Origin of the sequence: Campylobacter sp. CFSAN093249, from assembly GCF_011067895.1 — a bacterium.
GTDB classification, from domain to species: Bacteria; Campylobacterota; Campylobacteria; order Campylobacterales; family Campylobacteraceae; genus Campylobacter_D; species Campylobacter_D jejuni.
Genome location: NZ_JAAMWM010000005.1, coordinates 527,799 through 544,605, shown reverse-complemented (window position 1 = coordinate 544,605; position 16,807 = coordinate 527,799). Strand labels below are relative to the sequence as shown.

At 31.1% G+C, this 16,807-nt stretch carries 15 protein-coding genes and 2 pseudogenes; 9 read left to right on the top strand and 8 right to left on the bottom strand.

Translation table 11 applies throughout. The features are described from left to right. Window positions 1-961: 961 nt before the first annotated feature. The 3 genes from FBF10_RS06630 to FBF10_RS06620 all read left to right on the top strand — a co-directional run bounded on the left by FBF10_RS06630 (window position 962) and on the right by FBF10_RS06620 (window position 2,306). A complete protein-coding gene (locus FBF10_RS06630) occupies window positions 962-1,054 on the top strand; it encodes a hypothetical protein (protein ID WP_002776614.1) in 93 nt (30 codons plus the stop codon). Window positions 1,055-1,483: 429 nt separating this feature from the next. After that, window positions 1,484-1,747 carry a hypothetical protein gene (locus FBF10_RS08825; RefSeq protein WP_002780047.1) on the top strand — a complete coding sequence of 88 codons (264 nt, stop codon included), beginning with the start codon at window positions 1,484-1,486 and terminating at the stop codon, window positions 1,745-1,747. Window positions 1,748-1,751: 4 nt separating this feature from the next. Further along, window positions 1,752-2,306, top strand: coding sequence for an RNA-guided endonuclease TnpB family protein (locus tag FBF10_RS06620; RefSeq protein WP_002780048.1), 555 nt, complete (start codon window positions 1,752-1,754; stop codon window positions 2,304-2,306). Window positions 2,307-2,397: 91 nt separating this feature from the next. On the opposite strand, the gene FBF10_RS06615 is transcribed toward FBF10_RS06620, so the two are convergent. Beyond that, window positions 2,398-3,081 carry an energy transducer TonB gene (locus FBF10_RS06615; protein ID WP_002859789.1) on the bottom strand — a complete coding sequence of 228 codons (684 nt, stop codon included), beginning with the start codon at window positions 3,079-3,081 and terminating at the stop codon, window positions 2,398-2,400. Window positions 3,082-3,405: 324 nt separating this feature from the next. On the opposite strand from FBF10_RS06615, the gene cfrA reads away from it, so the two are divergent. The 4 genes from cfrA (at window position 3,406) to dnaK (ending at window position 9,008) form a co-directional block, all read left to right on the top strand. Then, window positions 3,406-5,496 (top strand): TonB-dependent ferric enterobactin receptor CfrA, encoded by a 2,091-nt coding sequence (gene cfrA, locus FBF10_RS06610; protein ID WP_002888786.1) that lies wholly within the window; start codon window positions 3,406-3,408, stop codon window positions 5,494-5,496. A gap of 300 nt (window positions 5,497-5,796) precedes the next feature. After that, window positions 5,797-6,591, top strand: coding sequence for an HrcA family transcriptional regulator (locus FBF10_RS06605; protein WP_011049776.1), 795 nt, complete (start codon window positions 5,797-5,799; stop codon window positions 6,589-6,591). Then, complete coding sequence (grpE, locus tag FBF10_RS06600) at window positions 6,588-7,115, top strand: nucleotide exchange factor GrpE (RefSeq protein ID WP_002867979.1); 528 nt, start codon at window positions 6,588-6,590, stop codon at window positions 7,113-7,115. The genes FBF10_RS06605 and grpE overlap by 4 nt, the downstream gene beginning before the upstream one ends. Before the next feature lie 21 nt (window positions 7,116-7,136). Next, the gene (gene dnaK / locus FBF10_RS06595; protein WP_002826316.1) at window positions 7,137-9,008 is read left to right on the top strand and encodes a molecular chaperone DnaK; all 1,872 of its coding nucleotides are present in this window, start codon (window positions 7,137-7,139) and stop codon (window positions 9,006-9,008) included. A 45-nt stretch (window positions 9,009-9,053) separates the two neighbouring features. Here the strand turns inward: dnaK and FBF10_RS08970 are convergent. Then, window positions 9,054-9,163, bottom strand: a pseudogene (locus FBF10_RS08970) (flagellar basal body protein FliL); the annotation flags it as partial. A 104-nt stretch (window positions 9,164-9,267) separates the two neighbouring features. Between FBF10_RS08970 and FBF10_RS06585 the strand changes: the two are divergent. Together FBF10_RS06585 and FBF10_RS06580 are read left to right on the top strand one after the other, a co-directional pair. Beyond that, window positions 9,268-10,290 (top strand): MBL fold metallo-hydrolase, encoded by a 1,023-nt coding sequence (locus FBF10_RS06585; protein WP_002888783.1) that lies wholly within the window; start codon window positions 9,268-9,270, stop codon window positions 10,288-10,290. Window positions 10,291-10,359: 69 nt separating this feature from the next. Further along, window positions 10,360-10,701: a cupin domain-containing protein gene (locus FBF10_RS06580; RefSeq protein ID WP_002859799.1), complete on the top strand. Its 342-nt coding sequence runs from the start codon at window positions 10,360-10,362 to the stop codon at window positions 10,699-10,701. A 22-nt stretch (window positions 10,702-10,723) separates the two neighbouring features. Here FBF10_RS06580 and FBF10_RS06575 read toward each other — a convergent pair whose 3' ends face one another. The 6 genes and pseudogenes from FBF10_RS06575 to coaD all read right to left on the bottom strand — a co-directional run bounded on the left by FBF10_RS06575 (window position 10,724) and on the right by coaD (window position 16,800). Then, window positions 10,724-11,890: a pyridoxal phosphate-dependent aminotransferase gene (locus FBF10_RS06575; protein WP_002888781.1), complete on the bottom strand. Its 1,167-nt coding sequence runs from the start codon at window positions 11,888-11,890 to the stop codon at window positions 10,724-10,726. A gap of 171 nt (window positions 11,891-12,061) precedes the next feature. Next, window positions 12,062-12,699 (bottom strand): annotated as a pseudogene (gene cysE / locus FBF10_RS06570) (serine O-acetyltransferase). Further along, complete coding sequence (gene speA / locus FBF10_RS06565; protein WP_010891885.1) at window positions 12,700-14,535, bottom strand: biosynthetic arginine decarboxylase; 1,836 nt, start codon at window positions 14,533-14,535, stop codon at window positions 12,700-12,702. Beyond that, window positions 14,532-15,758, bottom strand: coding sequence for a histidine--tRNA ligase (gene hisS, locus FBF10_RS06560; RefSeq protein ID WP_020246958.1), 1,227 nt, complete (start codon window positions 15,756-15,758; stop codon window positions 14,532-14,534). The genes speA and hisS overlap by 4 nt, the downstream gene beginning before the upstream one ends. Further along, complete coding sequence (gene tmk / locus FBF10_RS06555; RefSeq protein WP_002852526.1) at window positions 15,755-16,333, bottom strand: dTMP kinase; 579 nt, start codon at window positions 16,331-16,333, stop codon at window positions 15,755-15,757. The genes hisS and tmk overlap by 4 nt, the downstream gene beginning before the upstream one ends. Beyond that, on the bottom strand, window positions 16,324-16,800 hold the full coding sequence (coaD, locus tag FBF10_RS06550; RefSeq protein ID WP_002852633.1) for a pantetheine-phosphate adenylyltransferase: 477 nt from the start codon (window positions 16,798-16,800) through the stop codon (window positions 16,324-16,326). Before coaD ends, tmk begins: the two co-directional genes overlap by 10 nt. Window positions 16,801-16,807: the final 7 nt, after the last annotated feature.

Sequence of the window (16,807 nt, the reverse complement as noted above, 5' to 3'; positions counted from 1 at the left end):
ATTGCGGACTTGTTAATTCTACTTTATCTTATTCTTATAGATTTAAAATCTTAGTTTTTATATGTCAATCGTTGTTTTTATATTTAATTATTTTTTTTATGTTTATAGGTTTAATTAGCTTGGGTTGATTTAATGGTTGTTTGAGTTGTTTAGTTTATATGTTTTTATATCTCAATTATTCTTTTATGTTTACTTGTATAGGTTTATTTATTCAATCTATTTTTATGTGTCAATTGTTCTTTATATGTCTAGTTTATATTTTATTATGTAGGTTGGGTTTATTCAATAATTGGGTTGGATTTTTAATCACTCAAGTTTATTTTATAGTGTTTATTGAGGTTTATGGGTTGGGGTTGTTATACACTTCTTGGTTGGGTTAGGGGTTAATGTTGGGTTAGGGTGGATAGACTATGATTGTCTATTCTTGTTGGCGAGAATGAATGTTATACTTGAGATAAATTTTTATCATCGATAGTCTTGCTATTTAATTGATGTTTGTAAAAGAGTGTGTGTAATTTATGGCTTGTTTGGGTTTGGGTGGGATTAGCTTGGTTAATTTATGGTTTTTTATTGTTAATCTTATAAATTAAATTTATTGGTTTAATCAATTAAATTAATTATGCTTGCTTGATTTATTGCTTTATGGGTCGGTTGAGATTGTTTTTGTCTGGGTGATTGAGATTTATTGTTTGCTTGTTCTTTACCAATACTTTTATTTTATAGTGTTTATTGAGGTTTTATGGGTTGGGGGTTGTTTATGATGAAATAAATATTGCTGTAAATACATGCAAGGGTTTAGTGTTGTCTAAAAAAAGATTACTTGCTTTAAATTTATCTTTTTTTATTCAATAAAACTCTCACTTCTTAAGTGGGAGATGAATTGCTTACAGTGTTAGTTGTACGGCTCTAGTTAGGTATTTGACATAATCAGTAATTTTTTATAGAATACCTATGCGGAATAATGCTAGAAACTCTTAAAAAATATGCAGAAAATCAAGGCATAGAAGATAATTACCCTAAAAAAATATATAACCAAAAAGAAAAAAAGCCCTAATGGAACAAAGCAATGCAAATAACCAAAGGTTTTAAATATAGAATTCTACCTAAACAAAGAACAACAAAAGCTTATTAATCATCAATGTTTCATCTATATCAAGCCTATAATATTTGTTTAAATTTACAGCAAGAGCAGTGGGATAAAAATAAGAATTTAGATAAAAAAGATAGGAGTTATTTAAAGGCAAGTAAGATAGATAATCAATAAAACTAGCCTTATAAAAGCAAGAGAATTAAGCTATAAAAGTGTTGTAACCCAACAAGCAAGGATTAATCTTCTCGTGCCTTAGAGCAAGTAATTAGAGATAAAAACAAAGGCTTTCCCAAATTTAAAAACTCTAAATTTGCAAAGCAAAGCTTTAATTGGAATAATCAAGCCTACAAAATCAAAGATAGTGATACTACTAAGTTTAAGATATTTAGACTTATGAATACATTTTTTAAAATGCGTTATCACAGAGATTTACCAAATACTTATAAGTTTAATCAAATCACTATTATCAAAAATCACAATAAATACTATTTAGCTTTTAGTATCATTTATGATGAATCAAATGTTTCTTTAATATCTAGCAAAGATTTTGATATTAAAAAAGCAGTTGACATTGATTTAAATATCAATGAGATTACCTTAAGCAGTGGAGAGTTAATAGCTACTAACTCAAAGCTACTTAGTAGAGCTGAATATTAAAAGATTGCAAAGAAAACAAAGCAGGAGAATATTAAAAACAAAAAAGGAGAAAACAAAGTTAAGCCATAATTTCAAAAAAACACAATTAAAATTAAATAAAATCTATGAAAAAAGTTCAAATATCAAAAAGGATAGTTATCACAAGATAACTTCAAAACTCATACAAGAATTTGACTTGCTAGCAGTTGAAGATTTGCAAATTAAGAATATGTGTAAAAGAGCTAAATTAAAGAATATAAAAGCTAAAAGTGGTTTAAATAAATCTATTCTTAATACTTCATTCTATCAATTCTCTCAATATCTAGAGTATAAAGCAAAGCATAATGGCAAATTCTTTATAAAAGTCAATCCACAATATACAAGCAAAACTTGTAGTGTATGTGGAAATATCAAAAAAAATCTTATGTTTAAAGATAGAGTGTATCTTTGTGAAAAATGTGGCAATACTTTACATAGAGATATTAATGCTGCAAATAATATCTTAAAGCGTGGATTAAAGTCGTTTGGGTTAGGAATTAGCCTTGAGGACTATAAACTCAAAGCCTTTCGAATTAGCTAATACTAGTTAGCTTTAGCTAGGAAGCTTCTACTTCTAAGCGTTAGCAAAGCTGGAGTGATTTGTATTAAAAATAGAGTATATTGTGAAAGATTTAGCTTAATTTATATACCAATGGTATTTTTATATGAAAAGTTTTTTCATATTGTGGAAATTTTTTAGAAGCTATGCGTATAGTTTCTAAAGCACTTTTATTTAGAAAATCATATTTTGAAGGCTTAAGTATTTTTAAATTTTCTAATTTCTTTTCTTTTGTCCAGGTAAATTCTACAAGAACCTCCCCACTCATACGCATTTTTCTAGCTTGTCTAGGGTAGATTAGGGCTTCATCGATTGCTGATTTTATTTCTTTTAAAAGCTCACTATTACTAGTTAAAGATACGCTTTGGTAAGAGCTGGCTTGTGGAGTTTGTTGCTGCATGTTTGTATCTTTTTTGGGTTGACTTATTGCCTTTGCATTTGCTGGAGGGATTATTTTTTTAGGTTTAGCGATAGGTTTTTCTTTTCTCGGTTTTATTTTTTTTATTTCTTGCACAGGTTCTTTGGGTTGCACATTCGAAGGCTCTTGTATAGTTTGTGTAGGTTGTGTCGGTTTCATATCGGAGGAATTTTGTACAAAATGTTTGATTGCCATATTAAATTTATTTTCTTTAATAGTTTCATTGGGTTGTATGTGTAAAAAATCTTTAGAATAAAGAAAAACAAAAAATAAAGGTGTAAAAACAAATAAAGTGATAAAAGAAGATTGGTTTTTATGATTGCTTATAAATGTTTTCATCTTTTACTCCGTTATGATTTTATTTTTTGATTTAAATATCTTTATTTCTTAAACACATTCTATGATAAATTGTTTAAAAAGATAAATTTTGAAACAAATTTCACAGAGAAAAATAACAATCAAATAATCAAGCTTGTATCTAAAAGATATTTAATTTTTGCTATTTACTTCTCTAAAAAAACTTATATTTTTAAGAATTATAGCAAGAAAAAATAAATTTTTAATTAATACTAATTATCACAATTGATACAAAATTTATCTTAAATTAATAATTATTATCATAATATTTTGATTTCTAAATCAATATTTAACAAAAGGAGAAAAATGAAAAAAATATGTCTATCAGTTTGCGCCATTGGTCTCTTAAGCTCCAATGCCATATCGCAAAATGTAGAACTAGATAGCTCAATCGTTAGTGCTTCTGGCTTTACCCAAGATATTAAAGAAGCTCCTGCTACTATCAATGTTATCACTAAAAAAGAATTACAAAGTAAGCCTTATAGAGATGTTGCAGAGGCTATCGCAGATATCCCAGGCGTTGATTTATATGCTAGCAAGGGAAAAACAGGTTCTTATAATATCACTATGAGGGGTATTACTGGATATACTTTGGTTTTGATTGATGGGCGTCGTCAGGGTATTGGCGGAGAGGTGGGCCCTAATGGTTTTAATGAAATTTCAAATTCTTTCTTACCTCCGATTTCTAGTATAGAAAGGATAGAAGTTATAAAAGGTCCTATGAGTACTTTATATGGCTCTGAAGCTTTAGGCGGGGTGGTAAATATCATTACCAAAAAAGTAAGTGATAAATGGGAAACTTCTGTAAGTTTGGATGCTCTTTTAAATGAAAATAAAGATTGGGGTAATACTTATGGAACAAGTATTTATTCTAGTGGTCCTTTGATGAATGACAAATTGGGTCTAACACTTCGATTTAGAGAATTTTACAGACAGCAATCTAATGTTGAATTTACAAATGGAAGTGGACAAAGAGTTCAAGGAGATCAAGCTCAAAGTCCTACAAAGGCAAATAATTTTAACATAGGAACAAGAATTAGTTATTTGGCTAATGATTATAATACCTTTATATTTGATATAGATTTTTCAAGAAATCATTATGATAATAAACAAGGTCAATTAGGAACCATCACAAGTCCAGGTAGTACACAAGGTAGCTTAACGGGTGGCTATGCGGATATTATGGAAGTTGATAAATTTGTGACTTACTTAAGTCATGAGGGTATTTATGAAAATTTTTCTATTACCTCGACTTTGCAATACAATAGAGTAAGCAATAATGGTCGCGAAGTTGTAGGACAAGCAACGCAGCCATTTTTGGGAGAAAATAGAGATATAGTCGCAGAAGATATTATCTTAGATACTAAGTCTGTCATTCCTTTGGGACAAAGTCATATTTTGAGCGCAGGTGGTGAATATAGGCTTGAAAAAATGCAAGATAAAATAGCTAATCCGACCAATTTTGATCAGTATTTATTGGCAATATTTGCAGAGGATGAGTACAGCATAAAAGATAACTTAAGATTGACTTTTGGAGCAAGATACAATCATCATGAAATTTTTGGAAATAATATTTCGCCAAGAGCTTATCTGGTTTATAATCCTACTGATGAACTTACTTTAAAAGGCGGTGTATCTACGGGTTTTAGGACTCCTTATGCAAATCGTTTGATAAATGGAGCTTATAATTATAGTGGTCAAGGTAGATTCCCTATATATGGAAATCCTGATTTAAAAGAAGAGACATCTTTAAATTATGAAATAGCAGCTATTTACAATAATGATTTGTTTTATGTTTCTGCGACAGGTTTTTTAACAAATTTTAAAGATAAAATTTCAACCCAAAGATATGATAAAGGCAATATGATTCCAGGAATTGGTACTTGCGATGCTGGTAGATGTTTTAAGGCAATCAACCATGGCAAGGTTGAATATAAAGGTATAGAGCTTGGAACAGGGATAAGCCCTCTTGATAATTTAAATGTAAATTTTGCTTATACTTATCTTGATAGTGAGGTTAAAGAAGCACAAGATAAAAGTGTGATAGGTAAACCTGAGCAGGATAGTTTAAAACATAATATTATGTTGAAAACTGAATACAGCTTCTATAATAAAATTACCCCTTGGATAAAAGGCGAATGGCAAATAGATCGCTATATGGGTGATACTAATATAAATAGGGAATATTATAAGGATATCTTTTTAGCTTCTATGGGTGTGCGTTATGATATCAATAAGCAATGGAGTATCAACGCAGCTATTTATAATCTTTTTAACAAAAGTTTTACAGATGGTTGGGAATCTTATCGAAATAGCGGTACTACTACTTGGGTCAATACTTACAATCGCATAGAAGAAGGAAGAAGAATATATATTTCCATTAATGGTAGTTTTTAAGCTTTGATAGAAAAGCCAAAGAGCTTGTAAAGGCTTCTTTGGTTTTTTGTTTATAGCATCTTGTGCTTTTAAAAAAGTTAAATTATCGAATCTATTTAAAATTTCTTATCTAATTATCACCCTGTTTACCAATATTGAAATATATCCTATCCTTATAAAAAAGTAACTAATAAAACTTTAGTTATATAGACTAAATAAAATTAAGTATATTTTTTTATATTTATACTTGACAAAATAACACTCAATGTTGTATAATATATCTAGCAATCAAAAAATAGAGTGCTAGATATAAAGGAAAACATGATGAAAAGTCGAGATAAAAAGGATTTGATTTTAGAGTCTATTATCCAAACTTATCTTTTGGATAATGCACCTATTGGTTCTAATGAATTAAATTCAAACCTTTGTATACCTGCTTCGACTATACGCGTTTATCTTAAAAGACTTAGCGATGAGGGTTTGATCACTCAGCTTCATATAAGTAGTGGTAGAATTCCTACTATTTTAACGATGCAAAATTATTGGCAAAGTTTTTGGGAAAAAGAACAAGATAAAAATATCCATATCAAAAACGAAAGCTTTTTGAAAGAGTTAAGTAAAGAATTTGAAATTTATTGTCTTGTTTATGGAGGTAGAAGTTTAGTACTTAAAGAAGTACTAGATCTTAATACCAAATTTATAGTGCTTGATTTTGAAGATGAAGAGCTGGTTTTAAAATACGAAAAAGAAGCGTGGAATTTTTTACAAAGTCTTATAGGGCTTGATCTTTCTAGTATAGAAAAAATAGCTTTGAGAGTTCATTTTATAGATCTTGTAGAAAAAATAGCTAGCTTAAGACAAAATTTGATTTGCTATAGAAGCAATGAAGAAAGAGCTTATCAAATTTATCAAAATGATGAATTTGTTAAGCTCTTAGATTGTCAAATTCACCGTCATTTTAAAGAAAGTCTTGAATTTGAACCTTTATTTAAAGAAGGTTTTATGGGGCTTAAGGTAGATGCGCAGTTTTTGGGCGAAGATGTAAATATTATCTTAGCAGGTAGTGTTTATACGGATTATAAAAAGATATTACAATACATAAAGGAGGCGGCATGAGCGAACAAAAGCAAGAAATTGAAAATGAAAATGCACAAAATTCTGAAAATTTGCAGGATGATTTGCAAGATAATGAAAAAAACGAAACAAATGAATTACAAAAAGAATTAGAGGAATTAAAAGATAAATATATGCGTGCAAACGCTGAATTTGAAAATATTAAAAAAAGAATGGAAAAAGAAAAGTTAAGCGCTATGGCTTATGCAAATGAAAGCTTTGCTAAGGATTTGCTCGATGTTTTAGATGCTTTAGAAGCTGCTGTTAATGTCGAATGCCAAGATGAAATTAGCTTAAAAATCAAAGAAGGAGTGCAAAATACTTTAGATTTATTTCTTAAGAAACTTGAAAAACATGGGGTGGCTCTTATCAAAGATGAAAAAGAGTTTGATCCTAATTTACACGAAGCAATGTTTCATGTAGATAGTGAAAACCATCAAAGTGGTGAAGTGGTTCAAGTGCTTCAAAAAGGTTATAAAATAGCCGATCGCGTGATCCGCCCAACCAAAGTTAGTGTAGCAAAATAAATTTTAATAAAAGGATAAAAAATGAGTAAAGTTATAGGTATAGATTTAGGAACAACCAATTCTTGTGTTGCTGTGTATGAACGCGGCGAGAGCAAAGTAATCCCAAACAAAGAAGGAAAAAACACAACTCCTTCAGTGGTAGCTTTTACAGATAAAGGCGAAGTTTTAGTAGGCGATAGTGCAAAACGCCAAGCGGTAACCAACCCTGAAAAAACCATTTATTCTATCAAAAGAATTATGGGTTTAATGATCAATGAAGATGCGGCCAAAGAAGCTAAAAATAGACTTCCTTACCACATCACCGAAAGAAATGGTGCGTGCGCAATAGAAATCGCAGGTAAAATTTACACCCCACAAGAAATTTCAGCAAAAGTTTTGATGAAATTAAAAGAAGATGCAGAAGCTTTTTTGGGTGAAAGTGTTACTGATGCGGTTATTACTGTGCCTGCTTATTTTAACGATGCACAAAGAAAAGCGACAAAAGAAGCGGGAACGATAGCAGGACTTAATGTATTAAGAATTATCAATGAACCTACTTCAGCAGCTCTAGCTTACGGACTTGATAAAAAAGATAGTGAAAAAATTGTGGTTTATGATCTAGGTGGGGGAACTTTTGACGTTACTGTGCTTGAAACTGGCGATAATGTAGTAGAAGTTTTAGCAACAGGTGGTAACGCTTTCTTAGGTGGTGATGATTTTGATAATAAACTTATAGATTTTCTAGCTAATGAATTTAAAGATGAAACAGGCATAGATCTTAAAAATGATGTTATGGCTTTGCAACGCTTGAAAGAAGCAGCAGAAAATGCTAAAAAAGAATTAAGCTCAGCTAATGAAACTGAAATTAATTTACCATTTATCACAGCAGATGCAAGTGGGCCAAAACATTTGGTTAAAAAACTTACTAGAGCTAAATTTGAAGGTATGATTGATTCTTTAGTGGCTGAAACCATCACTAAAATCAATGAAGTAGTAAGCGATGCAGGGCTTAAAAAAGATGAGATCAAAGAAATCGTTATGGTAGGGGGCTCTACTCGTGTTCCTTTAGTGCAAGAAGAAGTGAAAAAAGCCTTTAATAAAGATCTTAATAAGTCTGTAAATCCTGATGAAGTTGTGGCTATCGGTGCGGCGATTCAAGGTGCGGTTATAAAAGGTGATGTAAAAGATGTGCTTTTACTTGATGTTACTCCGCTCTCTTTGGGTATAGAAACTCTAGGCGGGGTAATGACTAAGATTATCGAAAAAGGTACAACTATTCCAACTAAAAAAGAGCAAGTTTTCTCAACCGCTGAAGATAATCAAAGTGCTGTAACTATCAATGTTTTACAAGGGGAAAGAGAATTTAGTCGTGATAATAAATCTTTAGGAAATTTTAATCTTGAAGGAATTCCACCAGCACCACGCGGTATGCCACAAATCGAAGTTACTTTTGATATCGATGCAAATGGTATTTTAACTGTTAGTGCAAAAGATAAAGCAACAGGTAAGGCTCAAGAGATCAAAATCACAGGTTCAAGCGGACTTAGCGAGGAAGAGATTAATAACATGGTAAAAGATGCTGAACTTCACAAAGAAGAAGACAAAAAACGCAAAGAAGCTGTAGATGCTAGAAATGCAGCTGATAGCTTGGCGCATCAAGTAGAAAAATCTTTAAGTGAGTTAGGTGAAAAAGTTGCCGCTGCTGATAAAGAAAATATTCAAAAAGCTCTTGATGATTTGCGTGAGACTTTGAAAAATCAAAATGCAAGCAAAGAAGAGATTGAAAGCAAAATGAAAGCTTTAAGTGAAGTTTCTCACAAACTAGCTGAAAATATGTATAAAAAAGATGAGCCAAACACAGCAAATGATAAAAAGAAAAAAGATGACGATGTAATCGACGCTGAAGTTGAGTAATCTTAAAATCTCTATTCAAGCCTTTTTAAAAGGCTTGAAAATTTTTTAAAATTTTAAAGAAATGACAAAATCTGTAAAATATAATTCTTTTATTAGCTTGCTACCTAATTTTTCATTGATTTTTTAACCAATTCTTTTTGAAGTTCTAATTTAAATCAGACAATTCATTTTAGTGTAAGCAAACTAAAAAATTAGCAATAAAATAAAATTAATCTAAAAACTTTTTAGATATAATCTTAATAAACATAAAAGGAAAAATTTGAATTTATCATTTAAAACCTTTGATATTTCCAATACACAACGATCAAAAGCTAAAAAAGTGCAGGGTAAAAAATATGAAATTTTTCTTAATGAAAATGAGCACAGTCTTATAACTCCTAAAGTGTCTTTTAAAGAAATTTTGAGGTATTATTATCTTTATCCAAAAAATGCCATTCCTTCTTTTAAATTACCTTTTTTCAAGCCTGATTTGAGTGGTTTTAGCACTCCGCATATTATTTGGCTTGGACATTCTTCGCTTTTTATAAGTTTTAAAGAATATAAAATTTTGATTGATCCTATTTTTAACACTCATGCTTCGCCTATTTCTTTTATCAACAAGGCTTTTAAAAATGCTCCTGTTTATAATGTAAATGATTTTAATGAAATTTTTGCTGTGATTATCACGCATTCGCATTTTGATCATTTAGATGCTAAGAGTATAAAAGCTTTAAAAGAAAAAGCACGATTTTTTATCACACCTTTAAAAGTGGGAAATTATCTAAAAAGCTATGGGGTGAGTGAGAAAAAAATCATAGAGCTTGATTGGTGGAGTGGCATAGAATTTGGTGATTTAAAAATCATTGCAACACCTGCACAGCACAGTTCAAGTAGGGGAGATGGTAAAAACAAAACCCTTTGGGCTTCTTTTGTGATGGAATTTTTAAGTGTAGATAAGAGAGTGTTTTTTAGCGCAGATGGAGGGTATTTTACACATTTTAAAAAAATAGGTGAGTATTTTGGAGATTTTGACTTAGCTTGTCTTGAAAGCGGACAATTTAATATCGCCTGGCCATATTCACACTCTTTTCCTGAGCAAATTTTAAAAGAAGCAAAAGATCTTAATGCAAAAGCTGTCATGCCTATACATTGGGGGAGATTTTTAGCAGGAACTCATGCGTGGAATGAGGTGGTAAAATTTCTTTATGAAAATTTAGATTTACCCCTTATCACACCAAAAATGGGCGAGGCTTATGAAGTAGGAGCTAAATTTAAACAGGATTTTTGGTGGAAAGAAGAATAAATTAACACAAGTTTATAATTTATATTTTGGCTTTTGCTATAGTTTTATAAAACTAAAAAAGGAGATTTTGTGAAAATCATTCAATGGAATGGAGCAGAATTTAGCCCAAAAGAAGTGAAAATCAATGTTTTAATTGACAATGAAAAAGGTAAAGAAATTCAAATTTTATTAGCTAAAGATAGCGTGATGAAAGAGCATAAAGCTCCTTTTGCTATACATGTTCAAGTTTTAAGCGGTAAAATTTGGTTTGAAGTGGAAAAGGAAAAATTTGAATTAAATGTTTTAGATATGATAAGCCTAGAGGCAAATGTAGCGCATTCTTTAGGTGGATTGGAAAATTCTATAATAAGATTGAGTTTAAATAAATCAGATAGTGTTCAAAGGGTAAATGCTGTGCTTAAAAAGCCTTAAAGTAATTTTAAGGCTTTAGGGCTTAATAAGAAGCAATGAAGTTTGCTATTCTTTCTAAACCTTTTTTGATAAGCTCATCGCTTGTGGCATAAGAAAGCCTAAAATATCCATCCATTCCAAAACCTATACCTGGAACAACGGCAACTTTTTCTTGTTCAAGCAATTTTTGGCAAAATTTCATAGAATCTTTTTCTATTTTTTGTATATTTACAAAAAGATAAAAAGCACCTTCTGGTTTATAAACACTGATATTTGGGATTTGTTTAAGTATGTCTAAGGCTAAGTTACGGCGTTTTTCAAAGGCTTGACGCATTTTTTCTATATCTTTATCACATTCTCCATTTAAAGCAGGAATGGCTGCATGTTGAGTGATGGAGCAAATATTTGAAGTACTTTGTCCTTGAAGTCTTTTAACGGCTGAAATTAGGGCTTTATTTTTGCTTGCCATATAGCCAAAACGCCATCCTGGCATAGCTCCACATTTGCTAAGTCCGTTAATGGTCACAGTGCGTTTTAAAGCATCTTTGCTTACACTTGCAAAAGCTACAAAATCAAAACCATCATAGCGAAGTTTTTCATACATTTCATCACTTAAAACAGTGATTTGCGTTCCTTCTAAAACTTTAGCAATTTGAGTTAATTCTTCTTTAGAATAAATCGATCCCACAGGATTTGAAGGAGAATTTAACATTAAAACCTTGGTTTTGGCTGTGATAGCTTTTTTTAATTGTTCAACGGTAATTTTAAAGCCATTTTCTTCTAAGCCTTCTATAAATACAGGTTTTCCACCTGCAAATTTTACCATTTCAGGATAGCTTACCCAGTAAGGACTAGGGATAATCACTTCATCATCTTTTTCTACTAAGCATTCTATACATTCAAAAAGAGAGTGTTTTGCGCCTACATTGGTGATGATTTCATTTGTTTCATAATCAAGATTATTATCTTTTTTAAATTTGGTTTGAATAGCTTTTAATACTTCAGGAATTCCTGCAACAGCAGTGTATTTTCCACATCCTTTTTCAATAGCACTTATAGCGGCATTTTTGATGGTTTGTGGTGTGTCAAAATCAGGTTCACCCGCTGAAAAACTAATGATATCCTCGCCTTTGGCTTTAAGTTCATTGGCAAGTGTAGTGATAGCTAAAGTGATAGATTCTTCTAAAACTTGAGATCTTTTTGTAAGCATTTTTCAATCCTTGATAATTTTTGTTTAATTTTAGCAGAAAATTGCATTTTTACAATAAATTTAATTTAAAAATGAGTTGTAAATTTCAATAAATGTGAAAATTTGTATTAATTTTTAGGAAAAATTAATACGCATAATAATACATATAATTTTATGTATTATAAAAAATTATTATTTTTGTGATTCAGGTTGTTTTAATATAAGATTTTCAAGTTCTAAAATTTTCTTTTCTAGCTTTTCTAGTTTGTCATCGCAATTTGCATCTATGGCTCTAATGTTTTTATTTTTACGCTCTTCGATAATATAAGCAGGAATTCCAACGGCAGTTAAATTTGCACCTACATCTTTAACCACTACAGCATTTGAGCCTATTTTGGCATTTTCTCCTATGGTGTATTGCCAAGCACTTTTGCGCCTGAGCCTATGATCACTCCTTTTTTTATGGTTGGATGGCGTTTAGTACCTTTTTCAAGGCTTGTTCCACCTAAAGTAACGCCTTGATAAATTAAAACATCATCTTCTATAATTGCTGTTTGACCTATAACCACTCCATTGGCATGATCTATAAAAATACGCCTTCCAAGTTCTGCTCCAGGGTGCAAATCTACCCCAGTTAAGAATTGTGAAATTCCGCTAATCATTCTAGCAATGCGTTTAAAATTTCTTATGTAAAAAAAATGTGCAAAGCGGTAATTTACTACAGCCCATACTCCAGGGTAATTAAAAAAAAGTTCTATACAAGAATTAAAAGCTGGATCTTGTGCCTTTGGCTGAGAAAAATCTTCTTTTATAATACCCCAAAAATTCATCTAAACTCCTATGCTTTTTAAATAACCATTATCATTTAAGAAAAGATAAAGTTCGCCTAAAATATGCTTTTTTTGCTTATCATTTACAAGCTTAGAATTACTTATGCGTTCATTAAGTATATCCATGATAGCGTGTATATCATAGTCTAAATCTTCTAAGGTATCAAGTATGGATTGCGCTTCTATAATCCCCTCGACTTCATAGCCTTTTTCATTGATGCTTATAATAGCTTCAGTAGGATGAGTAAAAAGATTGTGTTTCATTCCAAGTACTTCTTGATAGGCACCTACAAGAAAAAACCCTAGAAAATAATTTTCTTTTTCTACATCTACATCGTGCAAAAATAAAGGTTTATCTTTAGAGTATGAAATTTCTCCATCGCTATCGCAGGTTATATCCCAAATACTTGCACTTCGTGTCGGTTCTTCATCTAAGCGATCAAGTGGCATGATGGGGAAATTCTGTTCTAAACCCCAAAAATCAGGCATGCTTTGAAAGAGCGAAAAATTTACCAAATACCTTTCTTGCACTTCATCTTGTATGGCAAGTAAATCCGCAGGATTTTGCTTATCGCCTAAAAGCAAGATGGCTTTTTTTGTAATCAAATGAGTTAAAATTTCAGCATTGGAACGATCTTGTAAATCCACATAGCCCAAATCAAAAAGAGTTAAAATACTCTCTAAATGATCTATGCTATCGTGCAAGTATTCTAAAGCATTGGAAGGTTTTATACTTTTATAAAGATCATAAAGCTCATCGATAAGTTTTGGATTTTGTTTTTTAAGTATGAGTTTGTTTTCTGCGTATTCTTGAGAAAAAAGTTCTAATACAGGAGCGATTAAAACAGCGTGATTAGCTGCTACAAAACGCCCACTTTCTATGAAAATATCAGGCTCTAAATCTTTTTTTTGTTCGGCTATGTTTTTTAGGATAAAAACTACATCGTTAGCGTATTCTCTTAGGGTGTAATTTCTACTTTTTTCATTTTTAAATTGTGAGTATTCCACAGCTAAACCACCGCCAAGATTGATAGCTTTTAGATTTTTAGCTCCCATTTTTCTAAGTTCTGTATAGATATTTCCTGCTTCATTTAAGGCTTTTTTCAAGGGGTGAATTTCGGTAATTTGTGAGCCTAGATGAAAGTGAATCATGGTAAATTGTTCTAAAAGTTTGTTTTCTTTGAGTAAATTTACCGCTTCTATGAGTTCAGTGGATGTAAGTCCAAATTTAGAATTAATCCCACCGCTTTTTGCCCAAATTCCAACTCCAGCAGAATGCAAACGTACACGTAAGCCTATATTTGGTTTAGGTTTAAAGCGTTCTTTAGCTATGTCTATGATAGCTTCAAGTTCATTAAGTCCTTCTATGGTTAAAGTGATATTATGTCCCATTTCAGCTGCGATAAAGCCTATGTTGATAAGTTCTCTATCTTTAAAGCCATTTACGGTAATAGGTGCGCCTTCGTTATTATAAGCCATAGCGAGTAAAAGCTCTGCCTTAGAACCTGCTTCAAGTCCATAGTTATAGTCTTTTCCAAGTTTTACAAGATTTTTTACAAAACCAGGGTATTGATTGACCTTTAAAGGATAAACAGCGTTAAATCCTCCTTTATAGCCAAATTCCTTTCTTGCTTTATTGAAATTTCCGTAAATATTTTCAATTTGTTTTTGGATAAGATGAGGAAATCTTAAAAGTAAAGGCCCCTTGTATCCATCATCTCTTAATTCTTTAACTATATCAATAATAGCAGGTTTTTTCTCGTAATTGATACAAACTTTACCATTTTTGATAATGAAATTTTCATTTCCCCAAATATCAATACCATAATCCATCATAAAACCTTCTTTAAGTCTGAAATTTTAATCATTTTTTCTTCTTTTTTTGCTAAATTTTTATAAAACAAACTTTCATTTTGTGCTTCATTTTCTCCCATGCAAAGAAAAATTTCAGTATTATTTTTATCCGCGTTTTCAAGATGTTTGGCTAGTTTTCTTGCTTCATAGCTTAAAAGTACTTTATATTCTTTTCTTAAATTTGTAGCGATATGCAAAAGTTTTTGGATATAAATTTCATCCATAGCACAAAGATAAATTCCTTCTCTTTGAATCTTTTCTTCTTTTTGTTCTAAAATAGTTATAATTCTTTCTATACCCATGGCAAAACCTATACCATAGCCACTTTTTCCACCTAAATACTCTATAAGTCTATCGTAGCGTCCTCCACCTGCGATAGCAGCCTTTGCTCCTATTTCATCGCTTATAAATTCAAAAGCCGTTTTAGAATAATAATCCAAACCCCTCACAAGTTTTGAATCTAACTCAAATTTAACTCCATTATCCTTTAAAATTTGTTGCAGTGTTTCAAAGTCTTTTTGGCAAGAGGTGCATAAATTATTGATCAAAAGCGGAGCATTTTCAAGCAAATTTTGACAATGCTCATTTTTACAATCTAAGACACGAATAGGATTTAAATTTTTTCTACGCAAACAATCTTCACAAAAACCTTCTTTGGAATCTAAGAATTCAACGAGCCTATCGCGGTATTTTGGCAAGCATTGTAAGCAGCCTAAAGAATTAAGTTGAAGTTTAAAATCAATACCAAGGCGTGAGAAAATTTCTACTAGCATTAAAATAATGCTTGCATCTTCATAAACATTAGGTATGCCAAGGCTTTCAACTCCAAATTGATGAAATTCTCTTAAGCGACCCTTTTGAGGTCTTTCATAACGAAACATAGAACCATGATAAAACCATCTTTTCACACTAGTGTTTTTATCGAGTTTTTTTTCTATATAGGCACGCACCACCCCAGCAGTTCCTTCAGGACGCATGCAAACATGATTTTCGCCTTTATCGATAAATTCATACATTTCTTTACCTACTATATCAGAACTTTCTCCTACGCTTCTTTTAAAAAGGGTGCAAAGTTCTAAATGCGGTATATTGATAAAAGTAAAGCCATAGTTTTTAGCTACTTCTTCGCAGGTTTTAATCACTTTTTCATAATAATATGCATCTTTATCTAATAAATCTTTCATTCCTTTTAAAGCGTTAATCATTGTAAAAATTCCTTTATTTGTTGGTGTAATTTTTCTTTACTTTCTTTTGCGTCAAGTGTTAAAATTTCTACAGAAATTTTTTCTTTTAAAAAATGAAGCACTTTTTCGAGTTTGTCCTGTACACTTAAAAAATACTCAATGCCACGTTTTTCTATACTATCTAGTTCTTTTTGACTGAGGCGTTCTTGGATAAGGTTTGCATCTCCTTTTAAAAAGATAATTTTTTGTGGAAAAAAATTTTCTAAAGCAAAACTATTTAAAGCAAAAAGCAAATCGTTTTCAAAATCTTTGGCATAAGCCATGCCTGAAATAAAACTTCTATCGCTAATAATGAGTTTGTTTTGATTGGTTTTTAAGATTTCTTCAAAATGTTGAGCACGATCAGCTAAAAAAAGCAAGAGTTCAGCTCTTTTGTTAATAGGATGAGTTTTATTAAGTAAAATTTCTCTTAAATGTTTTCCAAGTTCTGTTCCGCCAGGTTCGAGTGTGAAAATGGCATCTTTGTAAATTTCTTTTAAAAGTGAAATTTGCGTACTTTTTCCTACGCAGTCAATACCTTCAAAAACTACATACAAGATTGATCCTTTAAAAAAGGTAGAATTTCTTTTGGAACAAGAGAACTTACATCACCCCCATGTGCTACTATAGAACGCACAATAGAACTTGAAATAAAAGCATGTTTTAGACTTGGCATAAGATAAATGGTTTCCATATCTTCCCAAAGTGCGTGATTTGCATAGCCAATTTGCAATTCGTATTCAAAATCACTCACTGCTCTAAGTCCACGGATTATAGTATTAACTTTTAATTCTTTGGCTAAATCTACAAGTAAATTATCAAAAGCAATGATTTTAACATTTTTTAAATTTTGTGTTGCGAGCAGGGCTAGTTCTTTGCGTTTTTCTAAATCATAGCAAGGTTTTTTATGTTCACTTTTTGCTATGGCAACGATGACTTCATCAAAAATTTTTAAAGCCCGTTTTATAACATCTAAATGCCCGTTGGTAATAGGATCAAAAGTCCCAGGATATAAACAAGTCATTTTTGCT